The organism is Amycolatopsis sp. lyj-90, from assembly GCF_046549035.1.
Classification (GTDB): domain Bacteria; phylum Actinomycetota; class Actinomycetes; order Mycobacteriales; family Pseudonocardiaceae; genus Amycolatopsis.
This window is the reverse complement of the sequence record NZ_JAJPWP010000010.1, coordinates 260578-277958: the sequence shown is the minus strand read 5'-3', so window position 1 is coordinate 277958 and position 17381 is coordinate 260578. Positions and strand designations below refer to the sequence as shown.

Annotated in this window: 23 protein-coding genes; 10 read left to right on the top strand and 13 right to left on the bottom strand. The window is 66.9% G+C overall.

What is annotated here, in order from left to right:
- Positions 1–16: 16 nt before the first annotated feature.
- The gene (locus tag ACLJPX_RS34405; RefSeq protein WP_410604531.1) at positions 17–451 is read right to left on the bottom strand and encodes an SRPBCC family protein; all 435 of its coding nucleotides are present in this window, start codon (positions 449–451) and stop codon (positions 17–19) included.
- A 71-nt stretch (positions 452–522) separates the two neighbouring features.
- On the opposite strand from ACLJPX_RS34405, the gene ACLJPX_RS34400 reads away from it, so the two are divergent.
- A complete protein-coding gene (locus tag ACLJPX_RS34400) occupies positions 523–1266 on the top strand; it encodes an MBL fold metallo-hydrolase (RefSeq protein ID WP_410604530.1) in 744 nt (247 codons plus the stop codon).
- A gap of 59 nt (positions 1267–1325) precedes the next feature.
- On the opposite strand, the gene ACLJPX_RS34395 is transcribed toward ACLJPX_RS34400, so the two are convergent.
- Positions 1326–1631 carry a hypothetical protein gene (locus ACLJPX_RS34395; RefSeq protein ID WP_101613722.1) on the bottom strand — a complete coding sequence of 102 codons (306 nt, stop codon included), beginning with the start codon at positions 1629–1631 and terminating at the stop codon, positions 1326–1328.
- Between the two features lie 203 nt (positions 1632–1834).
- Positions 1835–3058, bottom strand: a complete 1224-nt coding sequence (locus ACLJPX_RS34390) for an NADP-dependent isocitrate dehydrogenase (protein ID WP_101612287.1) — start codon at positions 3056–3058, stop codon at positions 1835–1837.
- A 247-nt stretch (positions 3059–3305) separates the two neighbouring features.
- Between ACLJPX_RS34390 and ACLJPX_RS34385 the strand changes: the two genes are divergently transcribed.
- The 3 genes from ACLJPX_RS34385 (at position 3306) to ACLJPX_RS34375 (ending at position 5506) form a co-directional block, all read left to right on the top strand.
- Positions 3306–3824 (top strand): hypothetical protein, encoded by a 519-nt coding sequence (locus tag ACLJPX_RS34385; protein ID WP_410604529.1) that lies wholly within the window; start codon positions 3306–3308, stop codon positions 3822–3824.
- A gap of 74 nt (positions 3825–3898) precedes the next feature.
- Entirely contained in the window at positions 3899–4489 is a 591-nt protein-coding gene (locus tag ACLJPX_RS34380) for a hypothetical protein (RefSeq protein ID WP_410604528.1), read from the top strand.
- 21 nt (positions 4490–4510) lie between these two features.
- A complete protein-coding gene (locus tag ACLJPX_RS34375) occupies positions 4511–5506 on the top strand; it encodes a DUF2203 family protein (RefSeq protein ID WP_410604527.1) in 996 nt (331 codons plus the stop codon).
- Between the two features lie 6 nt (positions 5507–5512).
- On the opposite strand, the gene ACLJPX_RS34370 is transcribed toward ACLJPX_RS34375, so the two are convergent.
- Complete coding sequence (locus ACLJPX_RS34370; protein ID WP_101612284.1) at positions 5513–6400, bottom strand: esterase/lipase family protein; 888 nt, start codon at positions 6398–6400, stop codon at positions 5513–5515.
- 108 nt (positions 6401–6508) lie between these two features.
- The gene (locus ACLJPX_RS34365; RefSeq protein ID WP_410604526.1) at positions 6509–6943 is read right to left on the bottom strand and encodes an Lrp/AsnC family transcriptional regulator; all 435 of its coding nucleotides are present in this window, start codon (positions 6941–6943) and stop codon (positions 6509–6511) included.
- A gap of 115 nt (positions 6944–7058) precedes the next feature.
- On the opposite strand from ACLJPX_RS34365, the gene ACLJPX_RS34360 reads away from it, so the two are divergent.
- Both ACLJPX_RS34360 and ACLJPX_RS34355 read left to right on the top strand, forming a co-directional pair.
- Positions 7059–7919: an NAD-dependent epimerase/dehydratase family protein gene (locus tag ACLJPX_RS34360; RefSeq protein ID WP_410604525.1), complete on the top strand. Its 861-nt coding sequence runs from the start codon at positions 7059–7061 to the stop codon at positions 7917–7919.
- Positions 7920–7923: 4 nt separating this feature from the next.
- A complete protein-coding gene (locus tag ACLJPX_RS34355) occupies positions 7924–8751 on the top strand; it encodes an aldo/keto reductase (RefSeq protein WP_410604524.1) in 828 nt (275 codons plus the stop codon).
- Here the strand turns inward: ACLJPX_RS34355 and ACLJPX_RS34350 are convergent, their stop codons facing one another.
- The gene (locus ACLJPX_RS34350) at positions 8752–9366 is read right to left on the bottom strand and encodes a LysE/ArgO family amino acid transporter (protein WP_410604523.1); all 615 of its coding nucleotides are present in this window, start codon (positions 9364–9366) and stop codon (positions 8752–8754) included.
- A 66-nt stretch (positions 9367–9432) separates the two neighbouring features.
- Here ACLJPX_RS34350 and ACLJPX_RS34345 point away from each other — a divergent pair, with 66 nt between their 5' ends.
- A complete protein-coding gene (locus ACLJPX_RS34345) occupies positions 9433–10311 on the top strand; it encodes a LysR family transcriptional regulator ArgP (protein ID WP_410604522.1) in 879 nt (292 codons plus the stop codon).
- Positions 10312–10337: 26 nt separating this feature from the next.
- On the opposite strand, the gene ACLJPX_RS34340 is transcribed toward ACLJPX_RS34345, so the two are convergent.
- Together ACLJPX_RS34340 and ACLJPX_RS34335 are read right to left on the bottom strand one after the other, a co-directional pair.
- Positions 10338–11066: an MAE_28990/MAE_18760 family HEPN-like nuclease gene (locus ACLJPX_RS34340; RefSeq protein WP_410604521.1), complete on the bottom strand. Its 729-nt coding sequence runs from the start codon at positions 11064–11066 to the stop codon at positions 10338–10340.
- Between the two features lie 8 nt (positions 11067–11074).
- Complete coding sequence (locus ACLJPX_RS34335; RefSeq protein ID WP_410604520.1) at positions 11075–12190, bottom strand: DUF262 domain-containing protein; 1116 nt, start codon at positions 12188–12190, stop codon at positions 11075–11077.
- Positions 12191–12346: 156 nt separating this feature from the next.
- Here ACLJPX_RS34335 and ACLJPX_RS34330 point away from each other — a divergent pair, with 156 nt between their 5' ends.
- Positions 12347–12934 (top strand): HhH-GPD-type base excision DNA repair protein, encoded by a 588-nt coding sequence (locus tag ACLJPX_RS34330; protein ID WP_410604519.1) that lies wholly within the window; start codon positions 12347–12349, stop codon positions 12932–12934.
- Here the strand turns inward: ACLJPX_RS34330 and ACLJPX_RS34325 are convergent, their stop codons facing one another.
- Genes ACLJPX_RS34325 through ACLJPX_RS34310 form a run of 4 tightly spaced genes read right to left on the bottom strand, consistent with a single transcriptional unit; the run spans position 12935 to position 15269 of the window.
- Positions 12935–13501, bottom strand: coding sequence for a GNAT family N-acetyltransferase (locus tag ACLJPX_RS34325; RefSeq protein ID WP_410604518.1), 567 nt, complete (start codon positions 13499–13501; stop codon positions 12935–12937).
- Positions 13502–13508: 7 nt separating this feature from the next.
- On the bottom strand, positions 13509–14102 hold the full coding sequence (locus tag ACLJPX_RS34320) for a hypothetical protein (protein WP_410604517.1): 594 nt from the start codon (positions 14100–14102) through the stop codon (positions 13509–13511).
- The gene (locus ACLJPX_RS34315) at positions 14084–14728 is read right to left on the bottom strand and encodes a spermidine synthase (RefSeq protein WP_101612275.1); all 645 of its coding nucleotides are present in this window, start codon (positions 14726–14728) and stop codon (positions 14084–14086) included. Before ACLJPX_RS34315 ends, ACLJPX_RS34320 begins: the two co-directional genes overlap by 19 nt.
- Before the next feature lie 22 nt (positions 14729–14750).
- A complete protein-coding gene (locus tag ACLJPX_RS34310) occupies positions 14751–15269 on the bottom strand; it encodes a TrmH family RNA methyltransferase (protein ID WP_233223092.1) in 519 nt (172 codons plus the stop codon).
- A gap of 103 nt (positions 15270–15372) precedes the next feature.
- Here ACLJPX_RS34310 and ACLJPX_RS34305 point away from each other — a divergent pair, with 103 nt between their 5' ends.
- The gene (locus ACLJPX_RS34305) at positions 15373–15561 is read left to right on the top strand and encodes a DUF1918 domain-containing protein (RefSeq protein ID WP_101612274.1); all 189 of its coding nucleotides are present in this window, start codon (positions 15373–15375) and stop codon (positions 15559–15561) included.
- Positions 15562–15564: 3 nt separating this feature from the next.
- On the opposite strand, the gene ACLJPX_RS34300 is transcribed toward ACLJPX_RS34305, so the two are convergent.
- Entirely contained in the window at positions 15565–16734 is a 1170-nt protein-coding gene (locus ACLJPX_RS34300) for an MFS transporter (protein WP_410604516.1), read from the bottom strand.
- A 278-nt stretch (positions 16735–17012) separates the two neighbouring features.
- Here ACLJPX_RS34300 and ACLJPX_RS34295 point away from each other — a divergent pair, with 278 nt between their 5' ends.
- Complete coding sequence (locus ACLJPX_RS34295; protein WP_410604515.1) at positions 17013–17333, top strand: ArsR/SmtB family transcription factor; 321 nt, start codon at positions 17013–17015, stop codon at positions 17331–17333.
- Positions 17334–17381: the final 48 nt, after the last annotated feature.

Genomic DNA, 17381 nt, shown 5'->3' with positions numbered 1-17381 from the left:
GGGTCCGACAGATTCGTCAGGGGTTGAGCCGCGCGGAGAGATCCCGTTCGTAGCGGTCCGAGATCTTCCGCAGCGACGGGCCCATGGTGAACTCCAGCAACCGCAGGAATCCGTGCGTCTCGATGACGACGTCGCAGATCACCTCGGTCCCGGTGCCGGTGCTCTTGAGATGCCAGGCGCCCGACACGGTGACCGGGCCCGGATCCAGCGTGCGGAACGCGACTTCGGCCGGCTTGTCGGCGCGGGTCAACTCGACTTCGCTGTCGATTTCCTTGCCTCGCGGTTTCACCCGCTGGTGGTATTTCGCACCCGGCGTGCCGACCTCTCCGGACGCGAGCGAGCACGACACGACGTCGAAGCGCCATTCCGGCTGGTTGGTGAAGTCGGCGAGATAGGCGTAGACCTCGTCGATCGGCTTCGGGGTGACGACCCGGCTCTGGACCTGCTTCATGACGGACCTCCGGTCACGAAGTCGCCGGAAAGCGCGCGCCGTTACCGCGAGGGTTCTGCGAGACTGCGCGCATGAGCGAGCTGACCGTGCTGGGCAGCTGCGGCGCTTGGCCGGAGCCCGGCCGGGCCTGCGCCGGGTTCCTCCTGGTCCACGAGGGTTTCAAGATCGTGCTCGACCTCGGCTACGGCGCCGCGTCGCGGCTGTTCGAGCACTGCCCGGGCGGCCGGGTCGACGCGGTGGTGGTCACGCACGAACACCCTGATCACTGCGCCGACGTGAGCGCGCTCGGCCGTGCCCGCGCCTACGGGCTGCCGGACGAGCCGAGGATCCCGCTGCACTGCACGCCGGGAACGGTCCGGCGGCTCGAAGCGCTGGAGCCGCGGCCGCATCCGACGACGATTTTCGACGTGTCCGGCCTCGGCCCGCCGCGAGAGGTCGGGCCGTTCCGGATGACCACGTTCTTACTGCCGCACCATGTGCCGAACTACGGGGTCCGCCTGACCGCGCCCGGGCTCACCGTCGCGTACACCGGTGACAGCGGGCCCAGCCCGATCCTGGCGGAGCTCGCGCGCGACGCCGACCTGCTCATCGCCGACGCCACGCTGCAGGGCCCGTCTCCCGACGAGACGCCGCGGCTGGTTTCGACGGCGGGCGAGGCCGGGTACTGGGCCGAACGCGGGGGTGCCCGGCGACTGCTGCTGACCCACTTCTGGCCCGGTTCCGACCGCGAAGTCTCGGTGGCGGAGGCGCGGGAGGAGTTCAGCGGCGAGGTACTGGCGGCCGAGGAAGGCACCCACCTGCGTTTAGCGGGCTAAACGCGATCCCGCAGGTCAGCGCCCACTCGCGTTTAGCGGGCTAAACGCGATCCGGCAGGTCAAGGGCCGCATTTGGACCCTTCGACCGGGGGCGCGAACTGGGCGGAGACCCATTTGCCCTCGGCGATCTTGCGGAAGCCGTTCTCGACCACCGGTTGCGCGTCGATCTTCGCGTCCTTGACGTACTTGCCGACGATCTTCTGCCCGCCGGGGGTGTCGCGCGCGTTGAGCACGTCGGCCGTCACCACGACCTGGCAACCGGTCGGGCTCGATGCGCTCGACTCCCTGTCTTGTCCCGAAATGGCGACGACGACGATCAGCGCCGCACCGGCGCCGAGGAACAAGACCGGTTTCGAGATGGCCATGATGGTCACTCCTCGAACAAGGGAATCGTTTTCTGCCTCGACCAGAGTGGCAGAAGCCGGGGCGGTCGCCCAGTTCCCTGATTGCCAACCACCCGGAGGCGCCAACCGAACGGCGCTCGCGCTACCCACCGTCACAACGGGGCCGGGATACGTGAAGGCCCCCTCCCGCGAGGAAGGGGGCCTTCACGTACTTACCGCGAAACTCAGCCCTGGGCGATCTTCTTGGCCAGGTTGTCGTCCAGCGTCGCGAGGAACTCCTCGGTGGTCTGGAACGCCTGGTCCTTGCTGATCAGCAGCGCGAGGTCCTTGGTCATCTTGCCGCTCTCGACGGTCTCGACGACGACCTTCTCCAGCTTGTTCGCGAACCCGATCAGCTCCTGGTTCGAGTCCAGCTTGCCGCGGTGCTCGAGGCCCCGGGTCCACGCGTAGATGGACGCGATCGGGTTGGTCGAGGTCGGCTTGCCCTGCTGGTGCTGGCGGTAGTGCCGGGTCACCGTGCCGTGCGCGGCCTCGGCCTCGACGGTCCTGCCGTCCGGGGTGCGCAGCACCGACGTCATCAGGCCCAGCGAGCCGAAGCCCTGCGCGACCGTGTCGGACTGGACGTCACCGTCGTAGTTCTTGCAGGCCCAGACGTAGCCGCCTTCCCACTTCATCGCCGCGGCGACCATGTCGTCGATCAGGCGGTGCTCGTAGGAGATGCCCTTGGCGTCGAAGTCGGCCTTGAACTCGGCCTGGTAGATCTCCTCGAACACGTCCTTGAACATGCCGTCGTAGGCCTTCAGGATGGTGTTCTTGGTCGACATGTAGACCGGGTACTCACGGTCGAGGCCGTACTGCAGCGAGGCGCGCGCGAAGTCCTCGATGGACTTGCGGTAGTTGTACATCCCCATGGCGACGCCGCCGCCCTCGGGGAACTTCGCGACCTCGAACTCCATCGGCTCGGAGCCGTCGTCCGGGGTGTAGCTGATGGTCAGCGTGCCGGGACCGGGGACCTTGAAGTTGGTCGCCTTGTACTGGTCACCGTGCGCGTGACGGCCGATGATGATCGGCTTGGTCCAGCCCGGCACCAGGCGCGGGATGTTCTGGATGACGATCGGCTCGCGGAAGATCACGCCGCCGAGGATGTTGCGGATCGTGCCGTTCGGCGAGAGCCACATCTTCTTCAGGCCGAACTCTTCGACGCGCGCCTCGTCCGGCGTGATCGTGGCGCACTTGACGCCGACGCCGTGCTTCTTGATCGCGTTGGCCGAATCGATGGTGACCTGGTCGTCGGTGCGGTCCCGCTCCTCGATGCCCAGGTCGTAGTACTCCAGGTCCACGTCCAGGTACGGGTGGATCAGCCTGTCCTTGATGAACTGCCAAATGATGCGGGTCATCTCATCGCCGTCGAGCTCGACGACGGTGCCCTGGACCTTGATCTTGGCCATGAGCAGCGGTGCTCCTTCCGCGGATCTTCGCGTTCTTCTTAAGTCTCCGGTAGCGGTACAAGCGTACTGCTTAACCGCGCTGGATGGTTCCAGTAGTGGTGGGTATCAAGTCTCCACGAGGCCGATGTGGCCGACGTCACCCGGTCGGACGACGGCCATCCGGCCGTCACGGGACACCGGGGAACCGCGACATCATCGAACCGCACTCCACATCTGGCACAGCCGGCCACCGGAAAGGGCGGTCCCCATGTCCACCAACCCCTACGCGGTGCCACCGCACGAGCAGCCGCCCGCGCCGGAGCCGTACCTCCAGCCTAGGCAAAGCAGCCGCGCCGTGCCTCGCGTGATCAGCGCCCTCGGCGGGGTCCTGCTCACCCCGGTCGCGCTCGGGCTGGTGATCTACGGCGGCTCGCGGCTGCAGCGGATGTACGCGCAGGCCTACACCGTCGGCGAAGACCCGCTGGGCTTGATCCTGATGATCGTCGGCGGCCTTCTCCTGCTCGGCGTCGCGCTCCTCGGCGTGCTGTCCGGCCTCGGGCCGGTGCTCGGCGGGCTGATCTGGGGAGTGGTGCCGGGGCTGACCACGCTCCTGGGCGGGCAGAGCGTCATGAGCACCATGTACGACATCGGCGGCCGCGAACTCGGCGTCGGCCTGGTGACCTGGCTGGTCATGGGCGCCCTGTTCGGCAGCGGCTTCCTCTTGGCGGGGGCAGGCATGGTCGGCACCCTCACCCGGCGCCGCCCCGGATCGCGTTCAGCGGGCTGAACGCGATCCGCGGAGATCGAAGTGAACCGGGTGGGCCTCGGATCCGTAGTCCGGATCAGGGAGGTGGCCCGCCCATGTCATCGCACCGGTACGTCGCGGAGTACGACGACGAGGACTACCAAGAGTACGGCGAGTACGAGCAGCAACCGAAAGACCCGCGAAGGCCCTACGAGGACGTCGAGTCGTACGAACCGTACGAGCCGCCTTTCGACGACGACCTGGGCGTCGAAGACAGCCGTGCCGGCCGTGGCGTGCGCCGGGTGCTCAGCGGCGCGGGCGGCCTGATCCTGACGCCGGTCGCCCTCGGCCTGCTGGCTTGGGGCGGCCTGCGGCAGCAGATGCTCGTCCAGGCGACGCTCAGCACCCAGCGTGACGTCTTCAGCATCGGCCTGCTCGTCGGCGGCGGGATCCTGCTGCTGGCGGTCGGGCTGCTCGGCGCGCTCTCGGCGACCGGCCCGATCCTCGGCGGCCTGGTCTGGGGCATCGCACCCGGCGTGGCCACCGCCGCGGTCCCGGAATGGGGCTTCCGCCTGGTGAAGTACCTGCCGCAGAACGACGTCACCTTCGGCGTCACGAGCTGGCTGTTCATCGGCGGGTTGCTCGGCACGGGCTTCCTCCTCGTCGGCGCGGGCCTCGCGTCGAGACTCGCCCGGCGGCGCCGCTGACCGGGCTGGGACCATCGGCGCATGGGTTTGTTCACCGTTCCTGAAGCCCGCGCCGAACTCGCCCGGCTACGCCCCGTGCTCGACGAGCTCGTCCGCCTCCGCGCCGACGCGGCCGAACTCGCCGCGGCGCTGCGCCCCGGCGGCCGGGAGACCGCGCTCGGCGGGATGCCGGAGTGGAAGGCCGCGCAGGCCAGGCTGGACGATTTGATGACCACGGTCCAGCGAACGGGTGCGGAGCTGAAGGGGTTCGCCCCGCTCCTGATCGACTTCCCCGCCGAGCTCGACGGCGTCGACGTCCTGCTCTGCTGGCTCGAGGGCGACCGGGAACTGTGCTGGTACCACCGCGCAGACCTGGGTTTCGCCGGCAGGCGCCGCCTCCCGGACAGGGTCGCCGTCGTGACCGAGGAGATCGCGGCAGGTCTCTTCGACGGCGTCGCCGCCCACTACGACGAAGACACCTTTCACGGCCTCGTGGCCGACGCGCTCGTCAACGGCCTTGGCCGCACGGCTCCCGAACGCGTTCTCGACGTCGCGACCGGGACCGGCGCGGCCGCGTTCGCCGCGCTGCGCCTGGAGCCGGGCGAAGTGCTCGCGATCGACATCTCGCCGGGCATGATCGCCCGAGCCGAGACGAAGGCCGTGACGCGCGATCCCGGCAAGCTCATCACCTGGCAGGTCGCCTCGGCGGTCCCGTCGCCGGTGGAGGACGACGGTGCGGACGCCGTGCTGTGCGCCTCTTCGCTGCATTTCCTCGGCGCGGCCGCGCTCCGCGACTGGCTGCGGGCACTGCGCCCCGGCGGCCGCGTGGGCTTCAGCCTGCCGCTGGCATCGGCGTTCCGGCCGTCGGAGGCGTTCGCCGCGATCGTCCCCACCGACCTGAAGCTGCCGGAAACCGAGGACGACGCGGCGGAACTGGCCTCCGAAGCGGGCTTCACCGAGGTGACCGTGAAGCGCCTCGACGTCGAGTCAGGCGGCAGGGTCCGGTCGGTGTTCGTGGTGCACGCGACCAAACCCTGAGCGGACCTACAGCGGCGCGAAGAACGGCACGCACTTGGGCGCGGGCGCGCCCGCCGGATCGAGGGCCTTGAGGATCAGGCTCGTCACGTTCGGGTCGATCGCCTGGCTCAGATGCCCGGACACGTCCACTCCGCAGCGGTCCTGCAGCACGATGTCGGTCGTCCCCGGTTCGCCCAGCACCCCGCTGGTGTACGGCGTGACCACTCGATCGTGGCGGCTCACGATGCTCGTGTAGGTCGGCCCCGGCACGCTCACGCCACCACGGGCGAGGTCGTCGAGGAAGTCCGAAGGCGCGAGGTATTCGCGGCACGCCCCGCATACGCCGTCGGCGAGCAGATCGAGGCCGGGCAGCGAAAGCACGGCCCTGGCCAGCCCGGAAAGGCCGTTGAGCGACGTGCCCTTGAAGTTCGAGCCGAAGCCGACGAAGTGCTTCACCTTCTCCGCACCACCCTCGAACTTGAGGTAGTACGCGGGCATCGTCGTGCCCTCGGAGTGGCCGACGATGTCGACCTTGTCCGCGCCGGTGCTCGATCGCACGCGGTCCACGAACGCGCCGAGTTCGACGGCGCTCTTCCGCATGGAGCCGAGCCCGCCGAACAACTGTCCACCCAGGACGGTCGCGCCGTAGGTCAGCGAGTAGACGCAGTAGCCGGCGCTCTTGAGCTTCGGCGCGTGGTAGAACCAGTTGGTCGTCGCGTTGCCGCCGAGGCCGTGCACCAGCACGACGGGCTCGGGGTGCTTCGCGCTCGGCTTGCACGACCAGTCGTTCCAGCCGCTCGACGGGGCCGCGCTCGCGACGGCCGGGGCGGCGATCGTGAACGTCAAAGCCGCGACAAGCGTGGTGAGGATCCTTCTGGTCTTCGTGGCACCGCCGTTGGTGACCCGAGCCCGCATCCCTGCCTCCGGTTACTCGTCAGTATGTGATGCGAGTCATCATGCGTCACAAACCGGCGACCGGAACCGGGAGAACGACCAGACTTACCCGCCACGCCTTGTGACAGATCACAAGGGCAGCAGCACTCGTCGTTCGATCGGACTGGACATGACGATCGACGTCGTCGTCGCCCCCAGCGTGGACAGGTCTTCGAGCAGGTCCTCCAGATGCGTGGTGTCTCGGACGGCGATCTTGAGGATCCAGCAGTCCTCCCCCACCACGTGGTGCAGTTCGAGGATTTCGGGGCGGTCCATGAGCTTCCGGGTGCGCGGATGCCGGACGGTGAACCCGCTGTGCGGCGCCATCCGCACGAACGCCCGCAGCCCGAGACCGACCCCGGACGGCGAAACGAGCGCCGCGTAGCCGGTGATCGTGCCATCGGCTTCGAGGCGTTTGACGCGTTCGCCGACGGCGGCCGGGCTCAGGGAGACGCGGCGGCCGAGCTCACTCAGGGTGATGCGCCCTTCCTCCTGGAGGAGTTCGAGGAGTCGCCTGTCGATCACGTCCAGTGAGCTTTCAGTGGAATCGCGATTTGACCGAGCTTCTTTCAGTGATTCCGCTGATTCGCCCATGTTCTCCCCTTCAAGCGGCTGGATCACCAACGTAACACTGGTCAGCATGAAGAAAGTGCTCGTTCTGGGCGGAAGCCGGTACTTCGGCCGCGGGGTGGTCGAGCGGCTGCGCGACGCCGGACTGGACGTCACCGTGCTCAACCGCGGCTCCACTCCCGCGCCGACCGGCGTCGCCCACCTGATCGCCGACCGCGACGACGAGGCCGGGCTGAAGGCCGCGCTGGGTTCCCGTTCCTTCGACGTCGTGCTCGACCAGGTCTGCTACACCCCGGTCCAAGCGGGCATCGCCCGCCGCGTCATCCGGACGGACCGGTACGTGATGACCTCGACGATCGACGTCTACGACCAGGTCCGGGCGGACACCCCGATGGCCGAATCGCTGGTCTCCCGGTCTCCTGTCGACGTCGGACTTCCTTGGCACGACGCGGATTTCCTAGAAGCGCACTACGGCGAAGGCAAGCGCCAGGCGGAGGCCGTTTTCGCCGACGGTGACGTGGAGTTCGCCTCGGTACGGGTCGCGCACGTCCTCGGCGGCGACGATTTCACCGGACGGCTGCGCCACTACGTCGAACGGCTGGACGTGGGCGACGTCGTCGAGATCCACGCGGAACCGCGGCCGTCGACGTTCATCCACGCGGATGAGATCGCGGACTTCCTGGCCTGGGCCACGCGCGCGGACTTCACCGGCCCGGTCAACGCCGGTTCGCACGGCGAGCTGTCCGCGCTGGATCTCGTCGCCGCCGTCACCGCCGAGCCCCGGTTCAAGATCGTCGAGCGGGACGCTTCGCCGTTCTCCTTCGACCGGTACGCCGTCCTGGACACCTCGCGCGCGACGGATCTCGGCTTTTCGTTCTCCACCACCACCGATTGGCTCGGCGAAGCCATCGAAAACCTCAGAAAGGCTTGAGCGAATGCGCTACCGCAGCATCGGAGACGTCGAAGTGAGCGCGATCGGCCTCGGCGCGATGCCGTTGTCGATCGAGGGCCGCCCGGACGCCGTCCGCGCGATCGCCACGATCCACGCCGCGCTCGACGCCGGGGTCACGCTGATCGACACGGCCGACTCCTATCACTGGCACGCGGGGGAAACCGGGCACAACGAGGTGCTGATCGCCGAGGCGCTGGCGGGCTACGGCGGCGACCCGGACGCGGTGCTCGTCGCGACCAAGGGCGGTCGCGGCAGGCCCGGTGACGGCTCGTGGACCGTCACCGGGACGCCCGCGCATCTCAAGAACGCCTGCGAAGGCTCGCTGAAACGGCTCGGCGTCGACGCGATCGGGCTCTACCAGTTGCACAAGCCCGACGAGAACGTGCCGTGGGCGGAATCCGTCGGCGCGATCAAGGAACTGGCCGACGAAGGCAAGATCCGGCTCGCCGGAGTGTCCAATGTGTCCAGTGCGCAGATTCTCGAAGCGCGGGAGATCCTCGGCGGGAAACTGGTTTCGGTGCAGAACGAGCACTCGCCCGCGAATCTGACGCACGAACCCGAGCTGGCGCTGTGCACCGAACTCGGCCTCGCCTACCTGCCGTGGGGTCCGCTCGGCGGGATCGGCGGGGAATTCCTTGCCGTGGCGGAGGAACACGGCGTCAGCCCGCAGCGGGTGTGCCTGGCTTGGCTGCTCGCGAAGTCGCCGTCGATGATCGCGATCCCCGGCTCGACGAGGCCCGCGACGATCCGCGATTCGGCGGCCGCCGCCGACCTCGTGCTCACCGCCGGCGACCTGGCTCGCCTGCCGTGATCAGGCACTGGCCACCAGCGTCACGCCCATGGCGATCATCATCGCGGCGACCAGGCCGTCCAGCATCCGCCACGACGACGGCTTGCGGAAGAACCCGCTGAGCAGCCTCGCGCCGAAGCCGAGCGCGAGGAACCAGAGCACGCTGGCGGACACCGCCCCGACCCCGAACGCCCACCGGCCGCCGCCGTGCCCCGCCGCGATCGCGCCGAGCAGGAGCAGCGTGTCGAGGTACACGTGGGGGTTCAGCCAGGTGATCGCCAGCGTGGTCAGCACGATGCGGCGCAGGGACCCGCCGGTCTCCGGACCACCGGTTTCCAGCGCCGACGGCTTGAACGCGCGACGGGCCGCGAGAGCGCCGTAGCAAAGCAGGAAAGCACCGCCGACCAGGGCGACGATGGTCAGGGCTTCGGGCGAGGTCCCCACCAGCGCGCCGACCCCGCCGACGCCGAGGCTGACCAGGATGACGTCCGAGACGATGCAGATCAGGACCACCACGGGAACCGCTTCACGCCGGATGCCCTGGCGCAGCACGAACGCGTTCTGCGCGCCGATCGCGACGATGAGGGCCATGGTGGCGCCGAACCCGGCGACCGCGCTGAGCAGAACGTTTCCCATACGAAGGACACTAGGAAGCGGATAGTCAACAGTACAGCTAAAGATTCTTACGTAACATTAGCGTTCGTGACGAAAGAATTGCCGCTGGACCTCGTCCGCACGCTGCTGGCGGTCGCCGACGAAGGCACGTTCGACGCGGCGGCCTCGGCCCTGCACGTGACCCCGTCGGCGATCAGCCAGCGCGTGAAAGCGCTCGAACAACGCACCGGCCGGGTACTGCTGATCCGCACGAAACCGGTGCGCCTGACCGAATCCGGGCAGGCGGTCGTGCGCTTCGGCCGTCAGCTGGCCCTGCTGGAGGCCGACACCCGGGCCGAACTCGGCCTGACCGCCGACGACGAACCGGTCCGGATGCCGATCGCGGTGAACGCCGATTCGCTCGCGACGTGGTTCCTGCCGGCGCTCACGCGGGTGTCGTTCGACCAGAAGATCTGCTTCGAGCTGCATCGCGAGGATCAGGACCACACCACGACCCTGTTGCGGGAAGGCCAGGTGATGGCGGCCGTGACGTCGTCACCCGATCCGGTCGCCGGGTGTTCGGTGCACCGGCTCGGGCACATGCGCTACCTGGCCGTGGCGAGCCCGGCGCTCGGCACGGACCTCGACCTCGCCGAGGCCCCCGTCGTCGTCTTCGGCCGCCGAGACGACCTCCAAGACCGCTTCGCGCGCGAGCGGGGCACGATCGCGAGCTCGCTGCGGCACTGTGTCCCGTCGTCCGAAGGGTTCTACGACGCTGTCGCCGCCGGGATGGGCTGGGGCATGGTGCCGCTCACGCAGATCGGCGACCGCCTGCGCGACGGCACCTTCGTCTGCCTGGACCCGGACCACCCGATCGACGTACCGCTGTTCTGGCAGCGGTGGAAACTCGACTCCCCCGCGCTGGCGGCGGTGTCGGCCGCCGTCACCGCCGCGGCCGCGGACCTGCTCGTCGACCCACACGGATGAGGACGCGCACATTGCGCTCAACGCAACTATCGCAGCGAACAACTATATTCTATTCTTTCTGAAATCAGCTTATCAATCGCCTCCGCAACCTTCAAGAGAAAGATTAGATAGTCGCGCACTTCGGAATAGACAGGCTTTTCAGTCAAGTCGCCATGCGCAATTTTATTTCTTTTACCCACGATCTCTTGCAGCTTAACGCCAACATTGACGTTTGGTAAACTCCCCCGCGAGCACACGTATCCTTGAATGTCACCAATGGGATCTTCGACTCCTGTTAACACTAATGCCGCTCCCAGCGACTCAGGGCCCGCATTAGTAAATTGTCGCGCAAGAATTGCGCCCGAAATCAATTTCGGGTTAATACTTCGATCTTCGTCCCATAAATCAGAGTAGACAGCAAAGAGACGGCGAGTACGGAGGGCACGCTGCTTCCTGTCATCAGTCCGGGAAAGCTCTTGTATTCTCTCTTTGGTAAAGAGCTCCAACAGGGCATCTGGCACCCTCCGAGAAGGTGGTTTGGCATCACATATGGCGTCCACAAACTCTGCGAGCGACGACTTCACGAAGCCCTCAAAGTGAGCAACAAGCATGACTAGACCAGCTCGCGATAGGGCATTCTTCAGATCTCGACTATCCCGTCGATCTCCGGGCTCAGGGAGAGACTTTTCAGGGCGCTCTTCAGCCCTCAAAAGAATCTCAACTTCCTGCATACTGTCAATAAAGCTTTTCAAGGACTCCGTTTTGTAATCACCCATCAGAAGCCTCACTTGAGCGCAATCAGCGGAAGATCACATGGAACTCCTATGCGTTTCAAGCCGTCGGCAAATGCATGAGTCCTGGTTCGCATTCTAAGTCGGTCAGCTGTCGCTCGGCCAATCGCCGTACTAAAGTCGTCGTCAGTTATGAGCTGCTGCCGAAGCTGACGGACTTGATCCCCATTCTTAATCGCTTGAGATCTATCCGCATAAGCCAGCGGCAGCATGATTGCATCAAAGAGCGCCTTATTAAAGGCGCCGAGCTGCTTGCCCGCGCTCTTGGCAGGCAGCCGGAAAGCTTCTTTTCCAAAAATGTAAGACACAGTTCTACAAGTGTCTTCAAAAACTTGGAGTTCACCCTTCTTGGGGCGCTCCTTCCTATGATCGCGCATGTATCCGTTCAACAGTTGCCGCAGCGGTGGCCTATATGAGCTAAAGTCGTCATACAATGCGAAGAACCTCAAAGCAAGCTCGGCGTACTCCATTCGCTGATTCTGTAGCCCACCCAGAATTCCCGTGAAGTACGCATTTTCCGCCAGCTCCTTAAGCGATGTATTTAGCTCCCCGCGATAGATGCAATTCCGCAGCTCTTGATGCGCCAGCCTGGCAGAACCAGTATTAAGCCTCTCGAAGACATCAAATTTAATGTCGGGATGCGAGTCCTCCGTGATAACAATACAGCGCACTGTCCGATTTTGAAGTCGACGCTGGTCCTTGGGTGACATCTGTGAAAATGTCAGCCCGTCCAGCTCCCGAAGAACAGATACACCCCGCAAAGGAAATTCGTCCTCTAAAAACTTCTTGATCGTAGTTATTCGCTGAAGGCCGTCGATCACCTCATAGGTACCATCTTCATTTTCTGCAAAATAGCAAACCGGGACCGGGATGTTGATCAAAAAACTCTCAATCAGCCTGCTCGCCTTGGCGCGATCCCATACATACTTTCTTTGATACTCGATATTCAACAAAAGTCGACTGCGATCAATGTCGTCAACCAACGTGGCAAGCGAAAGATCGTAAGGTTGAGTAACTAGCCGACGCTCAGAAAGACTTATCTCCAAGGGTTCCGATTGATCATCGGCGCCATCCACGTCAAGATCATTTTCGAAGAGGTCTTCCTGCACGCCTTGCTCCCACCCTCATGCCTTCGTTGAACTCGAAAACTTAGCCCACCCACTCGCCGTTTTCCAGGGAAATAAGGCTCTACCACCGATCTGGATCAGCGGTAGAGCCGCAATGCCGCAGGTGACGTTGGGTCCCAGTCATGAGATCCTGGGCGCATGACGCGCGCATTGCACCTGGTCGGGGACGAGGAAGCGGACCGGCTGCTGACCGAAGACCCGTTCGCGCTGCTCGTCGGGATGCTTCTCGACCAGCAGTTCCCGATGGAACACGCGTTCCGCGGCCCGCAGAAGATCGCGGACCGGATGGACGGTTTCGACATCAAGAAGATCCACGCGATGGACACCGAGACCTTTGTCGAGCTCTGTGTGGTCCCGCCCGCGATCCACCGCTACGGCGGTTCGATGGCCCGGCGCGTGAAGGACCTCGCGGAGCACGTCGTCGAACACTACGACGGCGACGCCGCCGGGATCTGGACCGCCGGACGCCCCAAGCCGGACGGCCCCGAGGTCCTCAAGCGGCTCAAGGCGCTGCCCGGCTACGGCGACCAGAAGGCCGCGATCTTCCTCGCGCTGCTCGGCAAACAGCTCGGCGTGCAGCCGAAGGGCTGGCGCGCGGCCACCGGCTCCTACGGCGACCGCGGCTCCCGGCGTTCGATCGCCGACGTCGTCGACACGAAAACCCTCGGCGAGGTGCGGGCGTTCAAGAAGGCGGCGAAGGCCGCTGCCAAGGCGCCCGCGAAGTAGCTACTTCTTCGCGGCTCCTGGCCAAGGCCCCGGCGTCTCCGCGGGCAGTTCGGCCTGCTCGGTTTCGGTGCGGAACAGCCGGAAGCCGCGGGCCTGGTAGTTCTTGAGCGCGGCGGGGCCGTCGGTGGTGCAGGTGTGGACGGTCACGCGACGCGTCGCCGTCTTGCCTGGCCAGCGCTCCGCGAGCGCCCAGGCCTCCCGGAGCGCGACGGTGAGCAGGTGCCCTCCGATGCCCTTCCCGACGAAGGACGACATCAGGCCGAAGTACGCCAGTTCGACGTCACCATCGCCGCTGCCGTCGAGTTCGAAGTAGCCGCACGGCGTTCCCTGCGCGTACGCGACCCAGGTCTCGACGCCCGGCTTCTCCAGCCACTCGATCCACTGCGACCACGTCCAGCCGAGCCTGTCGATCCAGAACCAGTCGCCGCCGACGGCGGAGTAGAGGTAGCGGTTCAGCTCGGGGCTGACCAGCTCGGCGCGGGTGACCGTCACCGGGACGGCGGGCGGTTTCGCCGCGCTCAGGTCGTCCGGCGAGGTCTGTTCGAGGTGCCAGGTCGTGATCTCCATCCGGGCATCATTTCAGCCACACCCGCAGCGGCCCGAGTGCCGTGTAGCCGTTCCGCAGGGCCGCGTCGAGATCGTCGCCGCGTTCGTAGCCGGTGATCGGCGAACCGGGGAAACTCGCCGCGACGGCCGAGGTCGCGCCACGCCAGGCGTCGTCGAGAGCGCCGCGAGTGTGCAAATTGGACAGTCCGGCGAAGTCGCCGTCACGGTTGGCCGTCACCCCCGAGGCACCGTCGGACCACACCGCGACGGACGGATCGCCGAACCGGTCATCGTCCCGGGACCAGCCCGGTTCGAGGGACACCTGGGCCGTACGGCTGATCCACGTGGCTTCGAAGAGCACCTCGAAACCCTCGTGCGAAAGATCGAGGCAGCCGAAGCTGTCCTTCACCGAACAGCCCGGCGAAGTGTCGATCCCTTCCAGCACTTCCGGCATCGTCGCGTCCGGCGTCAGGGTCACCGCGTCCGGGTACAGCGGTGGCGTCCGGCGTGCCGACTTCCAGACGTGACGGGTGAAGGTCCCCGCGAATCCGTGTGCCCGGCAGACCGTGTCGCACCAGCGGGCGTTGACGCGCGCGGCGTCCGCTACGCCCGCGCGAACCACAGGACGTCCGGTTCACCTTGCGGCACCGGGATCTTCAGCTCCCGCACCTCACTGAACCGCGCTCGCAGCCGCCTCGCGAACGACGGCGCCGACTCCGCGCTCCACACCGCGAGCACGCCGCCGGGCCGCAGCCGCGCGGCGAGCATGTCGAGCCCGTCGCTCCGGTACAGCTTCGCGTTGCCGTCGGTGACCGTCCACTCAGGACCGTTGTCGATGTCCAGGCACAGCGCGTCGAACCGCTCCTCCGTCCGGCGCAACCACTTCACCAGATCGGCCTCGACGACGGTGACCCGCTCGTCGGAAAGGGCGTCGTCGTGGACGTCCTTGAGCGGGCCCTCGCGGTTCCAGCCGATCACCGCGGCTTCGCGCTCGACGACCACGATCTCGCCGACACCGGGGTGATCCAGCGCGGCGCGCAGCGAATAGCCGACGCCGAGGCCGCCGATCAGCATGCGCGCCTTGCCCGGCACCAGATCGGCGGCCACCGAGACGAGCAGCCGTTCGGATTCCCCGTTCCGGGTGTCCATCAGGAAGACACCGTTGGCGATGACCTCGAAATCGTTCCCGGCCCGGCGAAGTACCAATTCGCCGCTCTTCCCCGCCACTGTGTCGAGCACGTCGGTCATCCGGGCAGCTTATCGGCGACGGTCACAGCAGGCCCGCCATTTTGTACAACACGAGACTGCCCGCGACGGCGACGTTGAGGCTCGCCCCGATGCCCACCATCGGGATTTCGACGACGGTGTCGAGCAGATCGAGCGCTTCCGGCGGAATGCCCTGTTGCTCGTGGCCCAGCACGACGATCGTCCGGCCCCGTGCGGACGGGAGATCGGCGAGGCGCACGGCTTCGTCGGCCAGTTCGACACCGACGATCGCCGTGCCCGCCGCCCGCTCCCGCGTCAGCCAGCCCGGCGGGTCGTGGACCCAGTGCACACAAGCCGGGCGCCGCAACGTGTTCCCGCGGCGCAGTGCCTCCGGCACCCACGGAAACCTCGGCACGGCGAGGCAGGCGCCCACCGCGTCACAGGTTCGCAAAAGGGTGCCGAGATTCGCGCCGTGCAGCGGCCACAGCGGTGCCGCGACGAGATGTCCCCAGCAGGAGTGGGTTTTCCTTCTTCTGGCCGCACGCAGTTCCGACGGTGTGCGGACCCGGATCGACGGGCTCACCGGCCGTGAGGCGTCGCGCCTCCAAGGATTTCGAGGATCATGCCCACACTGTAGCGGGATCACCTCCGGCACTCCTAACCTTGAAGCCTCGGAGGTGGTAGTCATGCAGGCGACCGTCGGAGACGAGATCCACGTGCACGGGCGCACGGTGGGATCCGTTGGACAGCGCGGCGAAATCCTCGAAGTACGCGGCGAACACGGTGGCCCGCCGTATCTCGTCCGGTTCACCGACGGGCACGAAGGACTGGTCTTCCCCGGTCCTGATTGCGTGGTCCAGTCCCGCGGCGATTAGGCGTCACTCGGCCAAAGCGGGCTGCCTCACGCGGCTTCGCCAGCCCGCCACGACCACGAGAGCGGCGATCGCGGTCAGTACCGCCGCGATCTCGGGCAGCAGGAGCGGTCCGCCGCCGCTGAGCACCGCTCCCCCGACCAGGCCGGAGAGGCCGACGCCGAGATAGATGGCGGACGCGTTGAGGGAGAGGACGAGACCGGCGTTCTGGCTGGAGAGTTCGATCAGGCGGTGCTGGATTGGCGGGTTGATCGACCAGGTGGCCAGTCCCCAGAGGAACAGCACGAAGGCCGCGCCCGCGATGCTGGTCGCCACCAGCGGCAACAGCGCGAGGACCACGGTGATCCCGGCGAACACGACCAGCAGCGGTCCCCTGGCGCCCCAGCGGTCGGTCGCGCGGCCGCCGAGGACGTTGCCGAGCGCGCCGCCGGCGCCGTAGACGAACAGCAGCAGGCTGACCGTCGTGCCGTGGACGCCCGCCGTGGCGGACAGGACCGGCGAGATGAAGGTGTAGACGGAGAACGCGGCGAGGCAGCCGAGCACGGTCGCGCCGAGCATGGCGAGGACGCGCGGGTCCTTGGCGACGGTGAACCGTTCGGCCAGGCGGACCGGAGGCGGCGCCGGGACGGCGGGCAAGACCATCCGGACCGCGAAGGCGCCGAAAAGCGAGAAGGCCGCGACGAGTCCGAAGACGGCCTGGTAGCCGACGCTCTGCGAAAGCACGCTGCCGAGCGGGACCCCCAGGATCGTCGCGATGGTCAGGCCGCCGAAGACGAGCGCGACCGCGCGGCCCCGGCGTTCCGGCGAGGTGAGTTCGGCGGCGACGGCGCTCGCGGCCGGGGTGAAGACCGCCGCGCCGATCGCGGTCACGACCCGCGCGAGGAGCAGGGTCACGTAGCCGGGTGCGAGGGCGGCGAGGGCGTTGCCGATGGCGGTGACGACGAGGGCGGCGACCAGGAGCGTCCGCCGTTCCCAGCGGCCCGTGACCGCGGCGAACAGCGGTGAGCCGACGGCGTACGCGATGGCGAAGGCGGTGACCAGTTGCGCGGCGGCGGTCTCGGAGACCCCGAGCTCACCGGTCAGCGCGGGCAGCAGCCCGGCGACGACGTAGCCGCTGGTGCCGACCGCGAAGGTGCCGAGCGCCAGCACCGCGGTCCTGGGTGGTGCGAAAGTCATGACTCCCCAGCTCCAGACCCCCTTTTGCGCCCGGTCCCGCTCCCAGCCGAGATCGCGATTAGGGGGCGGAAGTCGCTCCGGGCCCCGGTCGCCCAGGTGCCGCCCGGATCGCGATTAGCCCGCGAAAGTCGACCTGGGTCGCGGGGCACCCGGCCGGCGCCGGATCGCGTTTAGCCCGCTAAAGGCGCATGGGGGTCGTTGTTCGACGGTTGTCGTAGTTCGATGGAGACCGTACTACGAACTCGCGGAAAGTTCGAGGGGCGTCGTACTATGGACGGATGGCCGCGACCACGACCCCGCAGTACGTCTACCCCGGGCAGGACGAGATCCGGATCGAGGCGGTCCTCTCCGCACTCGCCGACCCGGTGCGGCTCGACATGGTCCGCCAGCTGGCCGAACCCGGCACCGAGATCTCGTGCAGCGGTTTCGACGTCGCCGTGACCAAGTCCACACTCACTCATCACCTGCGCACCCTGCGCGAAGCAGGCATCATCATGGGCCGCCAGCAGGGCACCGCGCGCTACAACTCCTTGCGCCGCAACGATCTCGACGAGCTCTTCCCCGGCCTCCTCCAGGGAGTGCTCGCCGCCCGCCGCTGAGGGTGGGCAGCCTCACCCGAAACCGGGATGACAAAAGCCCCCGTGATC

Excerpts from the sequence above, each read along its gene's own strand:
- ACLJPX_RS34405 (WP_410604531.1), bottom strand. The coding sequence starts at position 451 with ATGAAGCAGGTCCAGAGCCGGGTCGTCACCCCGAAGCCGATCGACGAG.
- ACLJPX_RS34400 (WP_410604530.1), top strand. The coding sequence starts at position 523 with ATGAGCGAGCTGACCGTGCTGGGCAGCTGCGGCGCTTGGCCGGAGCCC.
- ACLJPX_RS34395 (WP_101613722.1), bottom strand. The coding sequence starts at position 1,631 with ATGGCCATCTCGAAACCGGTCTTGTTCCTCGGCGCCGGTGCGGCGCTG.
- ACLJPX_RS34390 (WP_101612287.1), bottom strand. The coding sequence starts at position 3,058 with ATGGCCAAGATCAAGGTCCAGGGCACCGTCGTCGAGCTCGACGGCGAT.
- ACLJPX_RS34385 (WP_410604529.1), top strand. The coding sequence starts at position 3,306 with ATGTCCACCAACCCCTACGCGGTGCCACCGCACGAGCAGCCGCCCGCG.
- ACLJPX_RS34380 (WP_410604528.1), top strand. The coding sequence starts at position 3,899 with ATGTCATCGCACCGGTACGTCGCGGAGTACGACGACGAGGACTACCAA.
- ACLJPX_RS34375 (WP_410604527.1), top strand. The coding sequence starts at position 4,511 with ATGGGTTTGTTCACCGTTCCTGAAGCCCGCGCCGAACTCGCCCGGCTA.
- ACLJPX_RS34370 (WP_101612284.1), bottom strand. The coding sequence starts at position 6,400 with ATGCGGGCTCGGGTCACCAACGGCGGTGCCACGAAGACCAGAAGGATC.
- ACLJPX_RS34360 (WP_410604525.1), top strand. The coding sequence starts at position 7,059 with ATGAAGAAAGTGCTCGTTCTGGGCGGAAGCCGGTACTTCGGCCGCGGG.
- ACLJPX_RS34355 (WP_410604524.1), top strand. The coding sequence starts at position 7,924 with ATGCGCTACCGCAGCATCGGAGACGTCGAAGTGAGCGCGATCGGCCTC.
- ACLJPX_RS34350 (WP_410604523.1), bottom strand. The coding sequence starts at position 9,366 with ATGGGAAACGTTCTGCTCAGCGCGGTCGCCGGGTTCGGCGCCACCATG.
- ACLJPX_RS34340 (WP_410604521.1), bottom strand. The coding sequence starts at position 11,066 with ATGGGTGATTACAAAACGGAGTCCTTGAAAAGCTTTATTGACAGTATG.
- ACLJPX_RS34330 (WP_410604519.1), top strand. The coding sequence starts at position 12,347 with ATGACGCGCGCATTGCACCTGGTCGGGGACGAGGAAGCGGACCGGCTG.
- ACLJPX_RS34325 (WP_410604518.1), bottom strand. The coding sequence starts at position 13,501 with ATGGAGATCACGACCTGGCACCTCGAACAGACCTCGCCGGACGACCTG.
- ACLJPX_RS34315 (WP_101612275.1), bottom strand. The coding sequence starts at position 14,728 with ATGACCGACGTGCTCGACACAGTGGCGGGGAAGAGCGGCGAATTGGTA.
- ACLJPX_RS34305 (WP_101612274.1), top strand. The coding sequence starts at position 15,373 with ATGCAGGCGACCGTCGGAGACGAGATCCACGTGCACGGGCGCACGGTG.
- ACLJPX_RS34300 (WP_410604516.1), bottom strand. The coding sequence starts at position 16,734 with ATGACTTTCGCACCACCCAGGACCGCGGTGCTGGCGCTCGGCACCTTC.
- ACLJPX_RS34295 (WP_410604515.1), top strand. The coding sequence starts at position 17,013 with ATGGCCGCGACCACGACCCCGCAGTACGTCTACCCCGGGCAGGACGAG.